We start from the raw sequence: 17,361 nt of genomic DNA, 5'->3' as shown, positions 1-17,361 counted from the left end.
AGATTGTTTGATGATCTAAAGCTTACACTGCCATGCTTTACTTCTAAAGTTTAAATTGTTTTGCGTAGACGATGCCTCACTTTTCAGAGTTGAAAAGTGACAAAAATCTTTCGTCTAATAGGGTTCTTGCGCTACAAACAAAGCAGTGCTTTGTTTTTGCTCATATACCCCCGCTCAACATGGCGACATCCATGTCGCCTCACGATAGCACGACCACCTATGATTCAAAAGGGCAAAATAAATGAATCATTAAAATCTTATTAAAAGAATAAATTTTATTTAATATCAGTAGCATATAAATATTACTTGTATGAATAATTAGGCGGTTTTACTATATCTTAGTATTATATTTGTTATGAAGATTATAAGTAGCAAAAAAAACCAGTCATGAATGACTGGTTTTTTGCTTAAAAACTAGTTCTTTGTTGAAAAATAAGCTTTTAGTTTTTCAATGCAGGTGTAGCTGCAGCGATTGCAGCAGCAACTGCGTCATCTTCAGATTGAGCAGTGCCAGAGTTTGCTTTCGGAGCAGTCTGGGTCTTTGGTGCAGTTTGAGCTGTTTCAGTCTTCACTGACTCTGCTTTTGCCGGTTTAGCTTCTGTTGCAGCAGGTTTATTTTCAGCAGCCTGTGTTGTTGCAAGCGCTTCATGCGTTGGTTCACGACGAATTTCTGTTGTTGTATTCGCTGTTTCAGTACGTTCAACTTCTACATGCGCAGGAATTTCGACTTGTTGAGTATTTTGTTCAGCACTCGGTAAGCTTTCAAATTGAGCTGGTTCAGATGCCGCTGTTTGAGCAGTTTCAACTTTCTCTTGCTCAGTCTCTTTCGGCTCTTCTTTTTTTACACAAGCAGATACAAGTAGTGCTGTCGCAATTGCGCCACAAATTAAAAATTTCTTATTCATAATTACTCAAAACAAAACAGATTAGAGAGATGTTAACTAGTATAACAGCAAAATGATATTTAAAAATCACCTTATCAAGTGCTAAATTTTTATTGGAAATGCTGATAGAATAGCCAATTGTTTATTGTTCTATGAATTGATGTGAATTGACTTTGCTTTCTTGGTACAAGGTAAAGTAAAATCGCACAACATTGTAGGCCAATTTAGGCTCCATTGTACGAGAAACTTGATGACCCATTTTATATTCGTCACTGGTGGTGTTGTATCATCACTAGGTAAAGGTATTTCAGCTGCTTCAGTTGCTGCACTTTTAGAAGCCCGTGGTTTAAAAGTAACCATGGTCAAAATGGATCCATACATTAATGTCGATCCTGGGACGATGAGCCCATTCCAGCACGGTGAAGTATTTGTCACAGAAGATGGTGCTGAAACTGATTTAGATTTGGGTTATTACGAACGTTTCTTACGTCGTGCCAAAATGACCAAATTGAATAACTTTACGTCTGGTCGTGTATATCAAGATGTTTTGAATAAAGAACGTCGTGGTGATTATCTCGGTGGTACAGTCCAAGTTATTCCACATATTACGGATAATATTAAAGAGCGTGTACTTCGTGCAGGCGAAGGTTATGACGTTGCTATCGTTGAAATCGGTGGTACAGTCGGTGACATTGAATCCCTCCCATTCATGGAATCTGTACGTCAGTTGATGGTTGAGCTTGGTCATAAACGTACCATGTTAATGCATTTGACTTTATTACCTTATATCAAGTCTGCTGCTGAACTTAAAACTAAGCCAACTCAACATTCAGTGAAAGAGTTATTGTCGATTGGTATTCAGCCTGACATTTTGATTTGTCGTACTGAGCATGATGTTGATGCCGATACCACACGTAAAATTGCACTCTTTACCAACGTTGAAGCGCGTGCGGTTGTGGTCTGTAAAGATGCACGTTCGATTTATCAAATTCCACGTACATTCTACGAACAAAATGTTGATGATTTAATCTGTGAACGTTTTGGTTATATCAACTTGCCAGAAGCAGATCTTGCAGACTGGGATCACGTTGTAGAAGCTTTACTTAATCCTGAATACACCATTCGTGTTGCAATGGTCGGTAAATACGTTGAATTGCCAGATGCTTATAAATCTGTCAATGAAGCACTTTTACATGCTGGTATTCAAAATCGCGTTAAAGTTCAAATTGATTATATCAATGCAGAAGAATTGGAAAGCCAAAATCCTGCTGAAATATTAAAAGATGTCGATGCGATCTTGGTACCTGGTGGCTTTGGTGAGCGCGGTACCGAAGGTAAAATGCAAGCCATTCAATATGCACGTGAAAACAAAGTACCATTTTTGGGTATTTGCTTGGGTATGCAATTGGCTGTGATTGAGTTTGCTCGTCATGTTGCAGGTATGCCAGAAGCAACTTCTACAGAATTTAATCGTTCAACAAAATTCCCATTGATTGGTTTAATCACTGAATGGTTAGACGAACGTGGTGAAATTCAGCATCGTAGCACTGAGTCAAATCTGGGTGGAACAATGCGTTTAGGTGCACAAACATCCGAGTTGGTTGAAGGCACTAAAACACGTGAAGTGTATGCGAAAGCAGAAATTACTGAACGCCATCGCCATCGCTATGAAATGAACGATCGTTTCATTCCTGCAATTGAACAAGCAGGCATGAAAATTTCAGGCTATTCAACTGCGCAACATCTTGTTGAAACAGTAGAAATTCCTGACCATCCTTGGTTTATTGCTGTACAATTCCATCCAGAATTTACAAGTTCACCACGTGATGGGCATCCATTATTTGCTAGTTTTATCGATGCCGCAAAAAAGCAGCACCAAAACAGTAAGTAAGTGTGTAAAACAAACTAGGAAGTTTAAATGTCACAATTAAAACCACAAGAAATTGTACGTTTAGGCGATATACAAATGGCAAATCACTTGCCATTTGTACTATTCGGCGGAATGAACGTACTTGAGTCGAAAGACTTGGCTTTTGAAATTGCAGAGACTTATGTTGATATTTGTACGCGCTTAAATATCCCTTATGTATTTAAAGCCAGTTTTGATAAAGCCAATCGCTCAAGCTTACATTCATTCCGTGGTCCAGGTTTGGAAAAGGGAATTGAATGGTTAGCCGACATTAAAAAACATTTTAATGTGCCGATTATTACAGATGTTCACGAACCTTACCAAGCTGCACCTGTCGCTGAAGTGGCAGATATTATTCAGCTTCCTGCATTTTTAAGTCGTCAGACAGATTTGGTTGAAGCAATGGCGAAAACACAAGCCATTATCAACATCAAAAAAGCACAATTCCTTTCTCCGCGTGAAATGAGCCATATTCTCAACAAGTGTTTAGAAGCTGGTAATGATAAGCTCATTCTATGCGAGCGTGGTACATCATTTGGCTACAATAACTTGGTTGTTGATATGCTTGGTTTTGATACCATGAAAGAAATGAATGTTCCTGTATTTTTTGATGTCACCCATGCCTTACAAACACCAGGCGGTCGTGCAGATTCAGCGGGTGGACGCCGTGCGCAAATCACTACATTGGCGCGAGCAGGTATGGCAACAGGTTTGGCTGGGTTGTTCTTAGAAGCACATCCAGATCCTGAAAAAGCAAAATGTGATGGACCTTGTGCATTGCGTATGTCTCAACTTGAGCCATTCTTAGCACAATTAAAAGAATTGGATACCTTAGTTAAAGGTTTCAAAAAGTTAGATACTCATTGATGCCCTTAAACAGCATCTTATTTTTAATCAACTGAGGAATTATTCATGAGCCAAATCGTTGACATTCGTGCACGTGAAATTTTGGACTCTCGTGGTAACCCAACCATCGAAGCAGACGTAATCCTAGACTCTGGCGTTGTTGGCCGTGCATGTGCACCATCTGGTGCTTCAACTGGTTCTCGTGAAGCTTTAGAACTTCGTGACGGTGACAAATCACGTTACTTAGGTAAAGGTGTTCGCACTGCAGTTCAAAACGTAAATGGTCAAATCAAAGACTTATTAAAAGGTCAAAACGTATTTGAACAAAAAGCGCTTGATGACAAAATGATTGCGCTTGATGGCACTGAAAATAAAGAAAAATTAGGTGCAAACGCAACTTTGGCTGTATCTTTAGCTGCTGCACGTGCTGCTGCAACTGAGAAAAAAACTGAATTGTTCCAATACATCGCAGACTTACGTGGTCAAACAACTTTGACTATGCCAGTTCCAATGATGAATATTTTGAACGGTGGTGCTCATGCAGATAACACTGTTGATATCCAAGAGTTCATGATTGAGCCTGTAGGCTTCACTTCATTTGCTGAATCTTTGCGTGCTGGTGCGGAAATTTTCCATGCTTTGAAATCTGTATTGAAAAAGCAAGGTTTAAACACTGCGGTGGGTGACGAAGGTGGTTTTGCACCAAACTTACGTTCAAACGAAGAAGCGATTACAGTTATTCTTTCTGCTATTGAAACCACAGGTTATAAAGCGGGTTCTGACATCATGTTAGCGCTTGACTGTGCATCTTCTGAATTCTACAAGAATGGTCAATACATTCTTGCTGGTGAAGGCAACAAAGCATTTACAAGCAACCAGTTTGCTGACTACTTAGCTGGTCTTGTAAAACAATATCCAATTATCTCAATCGAAGATGGTTTGGATGAGTCTGATTGGGAAGGTTGGAGTTATTTGACTTCTATTCTCGGTGATAAAATCCAATTGGTTGGTGACGATTTGTTTGTAACTAATCCTAAGATTTTACAACGTGGTATTGATGAGAAAGTTGGTAACTCGATCTTAATCAAATACAACCAAATTGGTACATTGTCAGAAACTTTAGATGCGATTTATCTTGCTAAAGCAAATGGTTATAGCACAGTTATTTCACATCGTTCTGGTGAAACAGAAGATTCTACAATTGCAGACTTGGCTGTAGGTACTGCTGCTGGTCAAATCAAGACAGGTTCACTTTGCCGTTCTGACCGTGTTGCAAAATATAACCAATTACTTCGTATTGAAGAGTTGACTCATGCAGCTTATCGCGGTAAAGCTGAATTCAAAGGTCTGAATTAATCTCTTTGAAATGTTAGAAGTCTTTAAAACTACTTCAAGTAAAGTGATTGCAATACTGGCGATTTTAATCGTTGCAGTATTGCAATATCGCTTCTGGTTTGGTGAGGGAGGTCATTTTCCTCACCAAGCTTTAGTACAGCAAATTGAACAGCAAGCTGAAGTCAATGCTGATCTAAAAGAACGTAACCGTATTCTCGCTGCTGAAGTGTATGATTTGAAAAATGGTTCTGAGGCCATAGAAGAACATGCACGTTTAGATCTCGGTCTAGTGAAGCCACATGAAACATTTGTACAAATGAGTACGATTAGTACCCATTATAAGCAGATTTATACAGATCCAAATGTAGACTTAAGAACCAATGAAGACGATAACGAACCTGTACCAGACCAACCGTAAAATTTGGGCAATTGTCCCGGCTGCTGGCTCAGGTCGTCGTTTTTCAAAAACAGAACTTAAGCAATATCAAATTATTCAAAATAAAACAGTCTTAGCGCATACCATCGACCGTTTAAATGAATTGCCACTTGCGGGTTATGTACTTGCAATTGGTGAGCAAGATCATTATGCCCAGACATTGGCTCTAAAAAATAAACATTTAAGTCATTTTTGTTTAGGTGGCAATGAGCGTGTTGACTCCGTGCTAAATGCATTAAGCTATCTTGAACAATTTGCCCAACCTGATGATTTTGTCTTTGTACATGATGCTGCACGTCCATGTGTAACACGTGAGTGTCTTGTCAATCTACTTAATACAGCAATCAACTTAAATAGCAATGCGATTCTTGCAATCCCTGTGAGAGATACCTTAAAGCGTGTTGATCAGCAACATAATATTGTTAAAACAGTGAATCGTGATCAATTGTGGCAAGCACAAACGCCTCAAATTTCAACATTTTCAATTTTAAAAACAGCCATTGAAACAGCGCTTAACGATGGAGTCATGATTACAGATGAAGCAAGTGCTTTAGAACATAGTAATCACACTGTCCAAGTCGTGATGGGGCGTTCAGATAATATTAAGATCACTTATCCTGACGATTTAGAGTTGGCGAAGTTAATTTTACAATCACAAATAATGCATTAAAAAACTGAGAAATTAAAAATAATTCTCAAAGGATAGATGTTCTCCTTGAATATTTATCTCTATAATTTGGCTAGATTAAGCTAGGTTTAAGATTTGCATTCATGACACCATCGCCCCAGTATAAGTTTTTACGTCAGTCCGTTCGAGATGGTTTAAGTATTAATCAGAAGATGTCGAGATGGGATAAATTGCATCTTGACCCATGGTTATTGGGCTTATTAATCATCAATGCTGTTCTTGGTTTATTGATGGTTTACAGTGCTTCTTCGGAAGACATGACTATGGTGATTCGTCAAGCGGTCAGCTTTGGTGTGGGTTTTGTTTTATTGTTTGTCTGTGCACAGATTCCACCCAAAGTTTATCAAGCGATTAGCCCATGGTTCTATCTATTTGCCATTCTATTACTGATTTTGGTCTTGCTGATTGGTGATGTACGCTTAGGCGCAAAACGTTGGTTAACCATACCCGGTATTGGCAGTATGCAACCCAGTGAGTTTATGAAGTTTGCAATGCCTTTAATGATGGCATGGTATTTTGCACGAAATCCTTTACCTCCCAAGTTTAGACATATTGTGGTAGCTTTGATGATTATGGTAGTGCCATTTGTATTGGCACTTCTGCAGCCAGACTTGGCGATTGGTATTGTGATTGGTGGGGTCTTCGCCTTATTTCTCAGTGGCATGTCATGGACTTTAATTATTGGTACACTAGCTGCATTAGCAATGGCTTTTCCATTAATTTGGACATTTGTTTTGCAAGCATATCAAAAGAAACGAATTATGACTTTGTTTGATCCTGAGTCCGATGCACTGGGGGCTGGTTGGAATATTATTCAGTCTAAAATTGCAATTGGTTCGGGGGGCATGACAGGGCGAGGATTCTTGGAAGGGACACAGTCTCAATTAGGCTACTTACCAGAACACCATACCGATTTTATCATGTCGACATATGCAGAAGAATTTGGCTTTATTGGAGTATTTTTCTTATTTGCCTTGTATACCGCGATGATTTTTAGATGCATGATCATTAGCTTAAATAGCTTTCATAATTATGGACGTCTTTTAGCTGGAACAATTGGCTTATCCTTATTCTTCTATGTTTTTGTAAACTCTGGTATGGTGAGTGGAATTTTGCCTGTAACAGGCGATCCTTTACCTTTGATGAGTTATGGCGGTTCAGCCGTGATTGCTTTGTTGGCAAGTTTTGGGATTGTAATGTCCATCCATACCCATCGATAATTTTATCCTTAAGCTGATGATGACAAAGCTCGCTGAATCTTTATAGATGAAGCGAGCTTTTTTAATTTAAGCGATATGATCAGTCATAATTATTTACTTTATGGTTAGACTGGCTGAATGAATATTCATACAGATAATTCATTCTAAGTGAGTTTTTCAACAGATTAGCGCTCTATAGACTATTCAATTTAGAAGTGTATAAGAAGCATAAAGGGATAAAATATATTCTATAATCATTATTAGTGAATATGCGTGCTTTCTGAGCTGAGCAAGACTTTTATCACAATACTATATGCTGAAAGCGATATACCTTGTTATATATTCTATGAAAAAAATGATTATTTTAAGATAAAAAACTAAATAATTCAAAAGTATAAACCATAGTGACAGTTCCATACGAAATCTGTGTTGCCAAATTATTTCTAAGTGCTACATTAAAAGAGTGGCAAAAATTCAGATTAGAACAGATAACTTTTTATTATAAGACGATAAATTCGTATAAGGTCGGTTCAGTATGCATATCATCATCATGGGCGCAGGTGTTATTGGTACAACATCGGCATATTATCTCAAACAAGCAGGTCATGAGGTCACTGTAATTGACCGTCAACCGAATGTAGCACTTGAAACAAGTTTTGCGAATGCAGGTCAAATTTCTCCAGGTTATGCCTCTCCTTGGGCTGCTCCAGGGATTCCTTTAAAAGCATTTAAATGGATGTTTCAACCCCATTCGCCGCTCGCCATTAAACTAACTGGAGATATGTATCAGTATCAGTGGATGGTACAAATGTTAGCTGAATGTAATATCAATCGCTATCAAATCAACAAAGAGCGAATGGTGAGAATTTCAGAATATAGCCGTGATTGCTTAGATGAACTGCGTGCAGAAACCCAAATTCATTTCGATGAACGTCAGCTTGGGACATTGCAACTGTTTCGTAAGCAGCAGCAATTAGATGTGGCAGGCAAAGACACAGAAGTATTAAAGCATGAAGGTGTGCCATTTGAATTATTAGATAAAGCTGGTGTGATCAAAGCAGAGCCTGCATTGGCGCATGCGACTGTTGATTTTGTTGGTGGTTTGCGCTTGCCTAATGATCAAACAGGGGATTGCCAAAAATTTACCACTGAATTAGCAGAACTCGCTGCTCAGCAAGGTGTAAATTTTCTTTTTAATACAGTGATTGAAACAATTGAAAAAGATTCAGATCGAATTACAGCCATTAAACTTAAAGATGGCAGCTCATTGAAAGGTGATGTTTATGTAATGGCATTGGGCAGCTATAGTCATGAGATGTTAAAACAACTCAATATTGATGCGCCCGTATATCCTTTAAAAGGTTATTCGATCACCACAAAGATTATTGATCCAGCATTATCACCAATCTCCACGATCTTAGATGAGTCTTATAAAATAGCTTTAACACGTTTTGATGACCGTATTCGAGTTGGAGGAATGGCTGAAATTAATGGTTTTGATCGCTCTTTAAAATCAAGTCGTGAAGATACCTTGCTGATGGTACTCCAGCAATTATTTCCAAATGCCAGTGATATTACGGATGCACATTTTTGGACGGGTTTAAGACCTGCAACGCCTGATGGTACGCCGATTGTTGGTAAAACCAAGTATCAAAACCTATATACCAATACTGGACATGGTACATTGGGTTGGACCATGTCTTGCGGTTCAGCAAAACTACTCTCCGATATTATTTCAGGAACAACACCACAAATTGAATACGATGATTTGAACGTGTTTCGATATGATGCAGTAAATAATTAATTACATTTAAGAAAGAACAAATGAGTCAACATATTTTGGAACACGAAATCACATTCAGCAATGAGCATTTTTGGCATTGGTTTATTGCATTATTACGTGGTTTTGATGAAGAAAAAGAATTGAATTTGGATGAGGCGATTGAGGAGAAGACAGGAATAGATCTTTATAGCAAAGAGATTGAAGCATGGTACAGGTCTTTTTTACCTGAACATACTGATCGGGCAATACGGCATTATCATTTAGCAATTCATTCTAAACTCTACATTGATATTCAATTTACACCAGAGGAAATTCGTTATTTTCTCAATGATCTGTATATCGGCAATATTGGCGGGCATTTTGAAGCATGGTTTTTGAGTTTGAAAGAGTTTCAATGCTTACAATCGACGGATTTAGATTTCTTATTGTTGCTGCCGATGCTTGCTGTTGAACAGAACCAGTTAAATGTTGTCACAGAGCTGATTGCCAAGCGATTATCGAATATAAAATCTTTTCAAGGTCATGAAGAATATATTGCCAGCTGTATAGTGAATGGTTTGATCATTCAAAATGATTTTTATCTGGATGAGGCTGTTGGAGTGTGTAATCACCAAAATCATAGTGTACGTAATTTGCAACAGCACCCTGATGATATGGAACATATCCAAAAGTTAAATGAACTGTTAAATACAATTTAAAGATTAAATTTCAGACTACAGTTGATCGACTTTACAGTCCGATAATGGGTAAAGTGGAATAAGATCAGATGTAATCAACAAATTTAATCAACAAATCTAGTCAAGATTATCGAGTAGAAAATGAATGCGTTAAAAGTTTTACGTTTTGCTGTAGATGGTATAGCTGTAATCGCGAATACTCAGAATCGTCAGATTCAACATTTATTAGATAATTTTTCAGCTTATGCCTATGAGTCAGAATTTGAAAGAATAATGTATTTTTCCGCGACTGATTTATACGTAGAATTAAAACTGGATGCGTCACATATACAATTGTTGGTCAATTCTTGGGCAGGTGAGACTTATACACAATGCAATATGAGTGTAGAACTCAGTGAAGCATTGGTTTCCGAAAGTGGAGTCGCGTTGATTTTAACTGAGCAAGATATTGATGAAGCTATTTGGTTGGAGCACTTATACGCTGAAAATATGGCTGAACTCGATGTAGCATTAACCAAAATTGAGCAAACAGCACAATTAGAACAAAACAGTATTCAAGCTTATATTTTAAGATTCTTGACGGACGAGGATAAACAGCAATTTTTAGCAGAGTTTGGTAAAGCAGAATAATTTTTACGATTCATTACCGCAAAAGTGTATCTATTTTATTCAAAATGGCATATACATTGCTATATAAAAGGAAAGATGATTGCAGGAGAGAAGTCTCTTGTAGACTCGCCGAAGGAGCAACGACCCCGGAAACTCTCAGGCAAAAGGACTGTAATTATTGTAAAACCTCTGGAGAGAAGTCATTCTATTGAAAACAAAAAAGAAATGGCTCACCGAAGGGGAAGGTAAAACCTAAATAGTTTAGGTTTTTATCGAAGCTCTCAGGTACACATGACAGATGGGGCATACATTGACAATGTAATGAGAAGAATTACATTTCAAAGGAGTGTGTGTATGTGTCATGTGGTCATAATTGGTTCGGGTATTACAGGTGTAACCTCAGCTTACGAACTTGCTCAATTAGGTTATCAAGTAACTGTTATTGATAAACATTTATTTCCTGCTATGGAAACCTCATTTGCCAATGGTGGACAACTCTCTGCGTGTAATGCAGAAGTATGGAATCAAAAGTCTACGGTACTCAAGGGCATTAAATGGATGGCAAAAAAAGATGCACCATTGTTGCTCAATCCTTCTTTTGACTTACATAAATATGCTTGGTTAGTAGAATTCCTCGGTAATATCAAACATTATGAAACTAATACACAAGACACGGTCAGAATGGCGCTGTTAGCACGTCAAAGATTGTTTAGCATTGCTGAACAAGAAGGTATTGATTTTGATTTAGAAAAACGTGGAATTTTGCATTTCTACCATTCTGAATATGATTATAAAGTTGCAACCAGTGTCAATGCATTGTTATGTAAAGGTGGTCTAGAGCGTCATGCCGTCACCAATGAGGAAATTAAATCCATTGAACCAAGTTTAACTGGTGAATATTACGGTGGTTTTTATTGTCCAGGTGATGCAACAGGTGATATTCATAAGTTTACGACAGGTCTCGCCAAAGCCACTGAAAAATATGGGGTAAAATATTTATTTGGTATGGAAGTCGTGAATGTTGAGCACACAGCAAATGGCGTTAATATTCAATACCACCCAAGTGTTGAAAATATGGAAGGTCATTCGGTTGCTATTGAGCAATTGAGTGCTGATGCAGTTGTGATTTGTGGCGGAGTCGGCAGTTATCAACTCGCCAATCAACTTGGTGATCGTGTGAATGTTTATCCTGTAAAAGGTTATTCAATCACTGTACAGCTTAATGATGAAAAAAGTATCAATGGTGCACCTTGGGTCAGTTTGCTCGATGAAAGTGCAAAAATTGTAACGTCTCGTTTAGGTGCGAATCGCCTACGTATTGCAGGTACTGCGGAATTCAACGGTTATAACCGTGACATTCGTTCTGATCGTATTCAGCCTTTGACAGATTGGGTCAATAAAAATTTTGATATATCGACAGAGCATTGCGTGCCTTGGGCAGGGTTACGTCCAATGATGCCAAATATGATGCCTGTGGTAAAACGAGGTAAACGTGAACGTGTATTCTATAACACAGGGCATGGGCATTTGGGTTGGACATTATCTGCTGCAACTGCTGTAATGATCAGTCAAGAAGTTGCAAGCTCACATCCTTTATAAAGATAAGCCTTATAAAACTAAAGAAAGCATGGATATGCTTAATTGCAAAGAGCGGATATAAGCCACTCTTTGCAAATCTACGTGTTCTATTTTAAAGACGAGTAATCACATCTTTTTGAGCTAAACGAGATTTAGGCAATTTAGCGTTGAAATCGACATCACTGCGATAACCGAGTGTCATAATGACAGAAGGAATTAAATTCTTTTCAGTTAAACCCAATTCTTCAGTTAAAATTGCTTCATCAAAACCACCAATCGGGGTAGCATCTATGCCTTCAATCCCTGCTGCTAAAAGCATTTGCCCAAGTGCAATAAAGGTTTGATTTTCAGCCCAGCGCTGAATGTCTCCTTTTTCATTACGATAATATGAGATATATCCATTACGACCATCGTTTTGATCTTGTTTAGCTTGTGCATCTTTAAAACGCCCACTTAGATCATCTTGTTGTAATAAATTTGCCAGATGTTGTTCACTGATATCTGCTTGGGTGCAGAATACAATTGTATGTGATGAATCTAATACTTTGGGTGCGTTATAGGCATATTTGCCAACAAGGGCTTTTGCAATACGCTGCTTTTCTCTATTTTGATCTGCAATAAAAAAATGCCATGGCTGAATATTGAGCGAAGATGGAGTTAAACGTAAAATTTCAATTAAACGCTCAAATTGTTCTTGAGGTATTTTCTTTGTCGCATCATAAGCCTTGGTGGTATAACGAGTTTTAGCTACAGTGAGTAGGTCCATGAAGGTATCTCATATATCGTAAATTTTCGATATATTCTATGCTAAAACGCCTCAAAGTGAATGTTAAAATCGTAAATAAACATGAAAATCATGAGTGAATTAAAATGTTTGTATAAATTTCAACTATAATTTTCAATCTTTAGATGTTAAAAACCTGATTCATATCATTGCTTTTATTAGAATTCTTGAAAATAAAGTTTTGAGTTGCTTTCTGAATGGATTTACGACGTCTTCATTTTTAAACCTTTGTTATTACATAAATATAATTTTTGAAGGTCATAACTGTAAATCTACATTTACAAATCATAGAAAGTTTAAATAGTTTGTGTGGTATATCCCAACAAATTATAGATATTCAATATTGTGAGTTGGAGATTGCAATCAAGTTTGTAGATGTCGAGGAAAAAATAAACAATTTTGGACGATATGTTTTCTTGAGTTATTCTTGAATCACCCATTGAATAAAATGCCATTGTGCATTTTCGTCTACCTCTAAAATCATGGCTTCTGAGGTTTTTTCTCGCCAATCGCCAAGGACAATTCGAGGTTTATTCTTTACATCGTGGATTGCGGGACGATGGGTATGTCCATGAATCAAGATATCCGTATTTTCTAAAGCCTGTTCTACAGCCTTTGAATTGACATCCATAATTTCATAAGATTTATTTTGCTGAGATTCACGACTTCGTTTACGAAAACCATTGGCAAGTTTTTGTCTAAAGTTTAGTGGTGTACTTTTTAAGATTTTTAATACAAGAGGATTACGAATGACTTTCTTAAATCTTTGATAAGCAACATCATCAGTACATAAGGCATCGCCGTGTTCTAAACGAAAATGTGTTTTCGCGATTGTCAGTGTGTAAATATCAGGCAGCAGTTTGCCATTGAATTGATCAAGAAATGCTTGCCCTAAAGCAAAATCACGATTGCCGACTTGAAAGTAAATTTGATTACCTGCTTGGTTAAATTGTTGTAAATGTTGAACAACTTCATCTAGCCATGGTGCATTATAATCGTCGCCAATCCAAGCATTAAACCAGTCACCCAGAATAAATAATTGAGTATTTTGAGTTTTATATTGATCCAATAAATCAAAAAACCCTCGAACCAGTCGAGGGTGTTCTGGTGACAAATGTAAATCAGCGATAAACAGATAGGTCACTTTTTTTCCTATAAAATTATCCTACTCAGCAGCACCTTATGACAGGACAAGCTGCATTGTTGTTCTTTAATCAAAGAACACAGCCTAGGATTTATTTATTATTCAGCAATGATTTTTGCAGATTCGATAACCACATTTTCAAGTGGAACGTCAGCGTGGTAACCACGGTTGCCAGTACGAACACCTTTAATTGCTTCAACAACATCCATACCTTCAGTCACTTTACCAAATACGGCATAACCCCAGCCTTGTGCAGTTTTACCTGTATGGTTAAGGAAAGAGTTATTTTTTACGTTGATAAAGAATTGTGCAGAAGCAGAGTGAGGTGCTTGTGTACGTGCCATCGCAATCGTACCTTCGTCATTGCTCAAACCGTTGTCAGCTTCATTTTCAATTGAATCACGCGTTGTTTTTTCTTTGAAGTTTTCATCCATGCCACCGCCTTGGATCATAAAACCGTCAATAACACGATGGAAGATTACGCCATCATAAAAACCATCACGAACATATTCTAAAAAGTTAGCAACAGTTTTTGGTGCTTTTTCAGAGTTAAGTTCAAGAACAATACGTCCTTTGTTGGTGTTTAATTCGACTTGAGGAAAACTCATTCTATAATCTCCTAATCATGACGAAAAATGTCATGGGTTTTTGGTTGAGAGAAGCATAAGCAAACTGTAAACTACATAGCAAGTAAAAATGTGAAATTCTTTTGTTAAAAAGGATAAAATCGCATTTTCTATATTCAATTTTAACTTTTAGAAGTGATTTATCAACTATGAAGCCAAATGATGTTGTTTCAGAACTGCCGAAAAGCCCGACAAATAATGCCAGCCCTGTCGATAATGCGCAGCAAGAACAACAACCGGGCTTAGATTTCGTACGTCAAGTGATTACTGATGATCTTTCAACAGGTCGTACACAACAAGTCGTGACTCGTTTTCCACCTGAGCCAAATGGATATTTGCATATCGGTCATGTTAAAGCGATTTGCTTGAATTTCGGTATTGCCGAAGAATATGAAGGTTTATGTAACTTACGTTTTGATGACACCAATCCTGATGCTGAAGAACAAGAATATGTCGACGGAATTGCCAACGATGTAAAATGGTTGGGCTTTGAATGGAATGGCGAACCACGTTATGCATCAAGCTATTTTGACCAATTGCATGCTTGGGCAATCCAGTTAATCAAACAAGGTGATGCTTATGTAGATTTGCAAAGCCCTGAAGAAATTAGAATTAATCGTGGTAATTTCGTAGAGCCAGGTAAAAACTCACCTTATCGTGATACTTCTGTTGAAGAGAATCTTGTTCGTTTTGAAAAAATGAATAATGGTGAATTTGCTGAAGGCGAAGCAGTATTGCGTGCCAAGATTGATATGACATCTCCAAATGTGCATATGCGTGATCCAATTTTATATCGTGTACTTCATTCAGAACATCATCAAACAGGTGATAAATGGAAAATGTACCCAATGTATGACTATGCGCATCCATTGTCAGACGCGATAGAAGGCATTACTCATTCATTATGTACATTGGAGTTCCAAGACCACCGTCCATTCTACGATTGGATTGTTGAAAAAGTTCATTCTAAAGCTGTGCCACGTCAGTATGAGTCTAGCCGTTTAAACGTAGATTACACCATTACGTCTAAGCGCAAATTACGTAAGTTGGTTGAAGGCAATTATGTTAATGGTTGGGATGACCCACGTATGCCAACTGTTGTGGGGATGCGTCGTCGTGGATTTACTCCTGAAGGTTTACGTGATTTCTGTAAGCGTGTTGGTGTGTCTAAAACGGATGGTATTGTTGATGTGGCAATGCTGGAGTTCTGTATTCGTCAGTCGCTTGAAAATACAGCAGCGCGTGGTATGGCTGTATTAAATCCTTTGAAAGTAACATTAACCAATTTACCTGCGGATATGCAACTCAATCATGCACGCCATCCAAATGTTGATATGGGTGATCGCATTATTCCTTTAAGCACAGAAATCTATATTGATCGTAAAGATTTTGAAGAAGTACCACCAAAAGGCTTCAAACGTTTGGTTCCAGATGGTGAAGTTCGTTTACGTCATGCCTATGTGATCAAATGTGACGAAGTGATTAAAGATGAAAATGGTGAAGTTGTTGAGCTGAAATGTTCAATTGACCCTGAAACTTTAGGTAAAAATCCAGAAGGTCGTAAAGTAAAAGGCGTTATTCATTGGGTCTCTGCAACTCAAGGTATTCCTGCCGAAGTGCGTATTTATGATCGTTTATTTACAGAAGCTGCGCCTGATGCTGATGATGATTTCTTGAAGTTTTTAAATCCTGAATCTTTAAAAATTGTCCAAGCAGTGGTTGAACCTGCTTTGGCTCAAGCAAAACCAGAAGATCGTTTCCAATTTGAACGAGAAGGTTATTTTGTTGCAGATCAATATGACCATGCAGCTGAAAAACCTGTGTTTAACCGTATTCTGGATTTGAAAGACAGCTTTAAGCCGGGTAAATAGCGTGAATTGGATGCAACCACATCTTCAACTCATTGAAAAAAAATAAGTCTCGACGGAGTCTTGCTGCGTTTTCACCCAATTTAAGGATCAGCCTGCGGCTAGCCCTACTTTTCTTTCGGGATGAGGAGCGAAGCTCCGCAAGGCTAACCATCTTGCGCAGCGATATCGCTGCTCACCGCAAAACTCGTCAACCACCAGCAACATATTTAATCAGTCACAGAAACAATACTTTATAGAAGTAGTCCTGCCTCAAACAGTTGCGGATGACTTTTCCGAGTATCATATTTCATCAAGATTTTTATATCGAACTCAGGTTAAATAATTTAATAATAGTAAGAAACCTAGCTTCGGCTAGGTTTTTTATGTTCAATAAAATTGATTGAGCTGAGGGATATAAAAGCGATATATTAAACGTACAAATAATAATCAGGGTCAGCCAATGTCTTCTCAATTTGATGCAGTTACGGTGCGTATTAAACCCAATATCCATTATAAAGGACGTTCGATTAGCTATGTAATTGAATGCCAAGATGGTTCTAAAAAAACATTAGGCGTCATTTTGCCCACAGACAAACCTTTAACTTTTGAAACACATGTCTGCGAAAAAATCGAAATTATTTCTGGGAAATGTTTTGTAAAAAGAGAGCAGAGTGAAGAAACTGAGGTGTATCATCCAGGTGCGTTTTTTACAGTTCCTGCAAATAGCCGTTTTAGTATGCAATCCACAGAAGTGGTCGATTATATTTGTCATTTGGAATAAGCCCATTCTTTGTTGCAGTATGATCAGTGAAGCTCCGTAAAGGTAACCAACTTAAATATTGACAACGCGACCGTAAATAGATCATAGCATTTCTCAAAATATGAGGCTGTGAAAATACCTAATAATAAAAATTTTCAATAATGATATTAGGGTGTGTTGACACTTTTAGATTAAAAAATAGCGAAGTAGTAAAATTAAATCGCCAAACCCAATTTTACTATTCGCTATGCCT

Annotated in this window: 16 protein-coding genes and 1 riboswitch; of the genes, 12 read left to right on the top strand and 4 right to left on the bottom strand. The window is 37.7% G+C overall.

Features of this window, described 5'->3' with window-relative positions; all coding sequences use genetic code 11:
- Window positions 1-440: 440 nt before the first annotated feature.
- Complete coding sequence (locus AAV97_RS00470) at window positions 441-905, bottom strand: hypothetical protein (RefSeq protein WP_004830561.1); 465 nt, start codon at window positions 903-905, stop codon at window positions 441-443.
- A 229-nt stretch (window positions 906-1,134) separates the two neighbouring features.
- On the opposite strand from AAV97_RS00470, the gene AAV97_RS00465 reads away from it, so the two are divergent.
- The 10 genes from AAV97_RS00465 (at window position 1,135) to AAV97_RS00420 (ending at window position 11,965) form a co-directional block, all read left to right on the top strand.
- Entirely contained in the window at window positions 1,135-2,775 is a 1,641-nt protein-coding gene (locus AAV97_RS00465; protein WP_004830562.1) for a CTP synthase, read from the top strand.
- Window positions 2,776-2,802: 27 nt separating this feature from the next.
- On the top strand, window positions 2,803-3,660 hold the full coding sequence (kdsA, locus tag AAV97_RS00460) for a 3-deoxy-8-phosphooctulonate synthase (RefSeq protein ID WP_004830563.1): 858 nt from the start codon (window positions 2,803-2,805) through the stop codon (window positions 3,658-3,660).
- A 45-nt stretch (window positions 3,661-3,705) separates the two neighbouring features.
- The gene (gene eno / locus AAV97_RS00455) at window positions 3,706-4,995 is read left to right on the top strand and encodes a phosphopyruvate hydratase (RefSeq protein WP_004830564.1); all 1,290 of its coding nucleotides are present in this window, start codon (window positions 3,706-3,708) and stop codon (window positions 4,993-4,995) included.
- A gap of 10 nt (window positions 4,996-5,005) precedes the next feature.
- The gene (ftsB, locus tag AAV97_RS00450; RefSeq protein WP_004830565.1) at window positions 5,006-5,392 is read left to right on the top strand and encodes a cell division protein FtsB; all 387 of its coding nucleotides are present in this window, start codon (window positions 5,006-5,008) and stop codon (window positions 5,390-5,392) included.
- Entirely contained in the window at window positions 5,355-6,080 is a 726-nt protein-coding gene (gene ispD / locus AAV97_RS00445; RefSeq protein WP_005031833.1) for a 2-C-methyl-D-erythritol 4-phosphate cytidylyltransferase, read from the top strand. Before ftsB ends, ispD begins: the two co-directional genes overlap by 38 nt.
- A gap of 101 nt (window positions 6,081-6,181) precedes the next feature.
- A complete protein-coding gene (gene rodA / locus AAV97_RS00440) occupies window positions 6,182-7,318 on the top strand; it encodes a rod shape-determining protein RodA (protein WP_004830568.1) in 1,137 nt (378 codons plus the stop codon).
- Between the two features lie 514 nt (window positions 7,319-7,832).
- Window positions 7,833-9,101 (top strand): D-amino acid dehydrogenase, encoded by a 1,269-nt coding sequence (locus AAV97_RS00435; protein ID WP_046759507.1) that lies wholly within the window; start codon window positions 7,833-7,835, stop codon window positions 9,099-9,101.
- Window positions 9,102-9,121: 20 nt separating this feature from the next.
- Window positions 9,122-9,778, top strand: a complete 657-nt coding sequence (locus AAV97_RS00430) for an Imm19 family immunity protein (protein WP_046759506.1) — start codon at window positions 9,122-9,124, stop codon at window positions 9,776-9,778.
- A gap of 120 nt (window positions 9,779-9,898) precedes the next feature.
- Window positions 9,899-10,387, top strand: coding sequence for a hypothetical protein (locus AAV97_RS00425; RefSeq protein ID WP_004830571.1), 489 nt, complete (start codon window positions 9,899-9,901; stop codon window positions 10,385-10,387).
- A 72-nt stretch (window positions 10,388-10,459) separates the two neighbouring features.
- Window positions 10,460-10,548: riboswitch (glycine riboswitch) on the top strand.
- Window positions 10,549-10,720: 172 nt separating this feature from the next.
- Entirely contained in the window at window positions 10,721-11,965 is a 1,245-nt protein-coding gene (locus AAV97_RS00420) for a D-amino acid dehydrogenase (protein WP_004830572.1), read from the top strand.
- A gap of 91 nt (window positions 11,966-12,056) precedes the next feature.
- On the opposite strand, the gene nfsB is transcribed toward AAV97_RS00420, so the two are convergent.
- The 3 genes from nfsB to AAV97_RS00405 all read right to left on the bottom strand — a co-directional run bounded on the left by nfsB (window position 12,057) and on the right by AAV97_RS00405 (window position 14,480).
- Window positions 12,057-12,710 (bottom strand): oxygen-insensitive NAD(P)H nitroreductase, encoded by a 654-nt coding sequence (gene nfsB / locus AAV97_RS00415; RefSeq protein ID WP_046759505.1) that lies wholly within the window; start codon window positions 12,708-12,710, stop codon window positions 12,057-12,059.
- Between the two features lie 439 nt (window positions 12,711-13,149).
- Window positions 13,150-13,872, bottom strand: a complete 723-nt coding sequence (locus AAV97_RS00410) for a UDP-2,3-diacylglucosamine diphosphatase (protein WP_046759504.1) — start codon at window positions 13,870-13,872, stop codon at window positions 13,150-13,152.
- Between the two features lie 98 nt (window positions 13,873-13,970).
- On the bottom strand, window positions 13,971-14,480 hold the full coding sequence (locus AAV97_RS00405; RefSeq protein WP_004830577.1) for a peptidylprolyl isomerase: 510 nt from the start codon (window positions 14,478-14,480) through the stop codon (window positions 13,971-13,973).
- 167 nt (window positions 14,481-14,647) lie between these two features.
- On the opposite strand from AAV97_RS00405, the gene AAV97_RS00400 reads away from it, so the two are divergent.
- Window positions 14,648-16,369 (top strand): glutamine--tRNA ligase/YqeY domain fusion protein, encoded by a 1,722-nt coding sequence (locus tag AAV97_RS00400; RefSeq protein ID WP_046759503.1) that lies wholly within the window; start codon window positions 14,648-14,650, stop codon window positions 16,367-16,369.
- A gap of 439 nt (window positions 16,370-16,808) precedes the next feature.
- A complete protein-coding gene (locus AAV97_RS00395; protein ID WP_046759502.1) occupies window positions 16,809-17,129 on the top strand; it encodes a pyrimidine/purine nucleoside phosphorylase in 321 nt (106 codons plus the stop codon).
- Window positions 17,130-17,361 lie beyond the last annotated feature (232 nt).

It is taken from the genome of Acinetobacter sp. Ag2, from assembly GCF_001005515.1.
Taxonomy (GTDB): Bacteria; Pseudomonadota; Gammaproteobacteria; order Pseudomonadales; family Moraxellaceae; genus Acinetobacter; species Acinetobacter bereziniae.
Note: the sequence above shows the minus strand (reverse complement) of the source record. Positions and strands in the feature narration are given on the sequence as shown.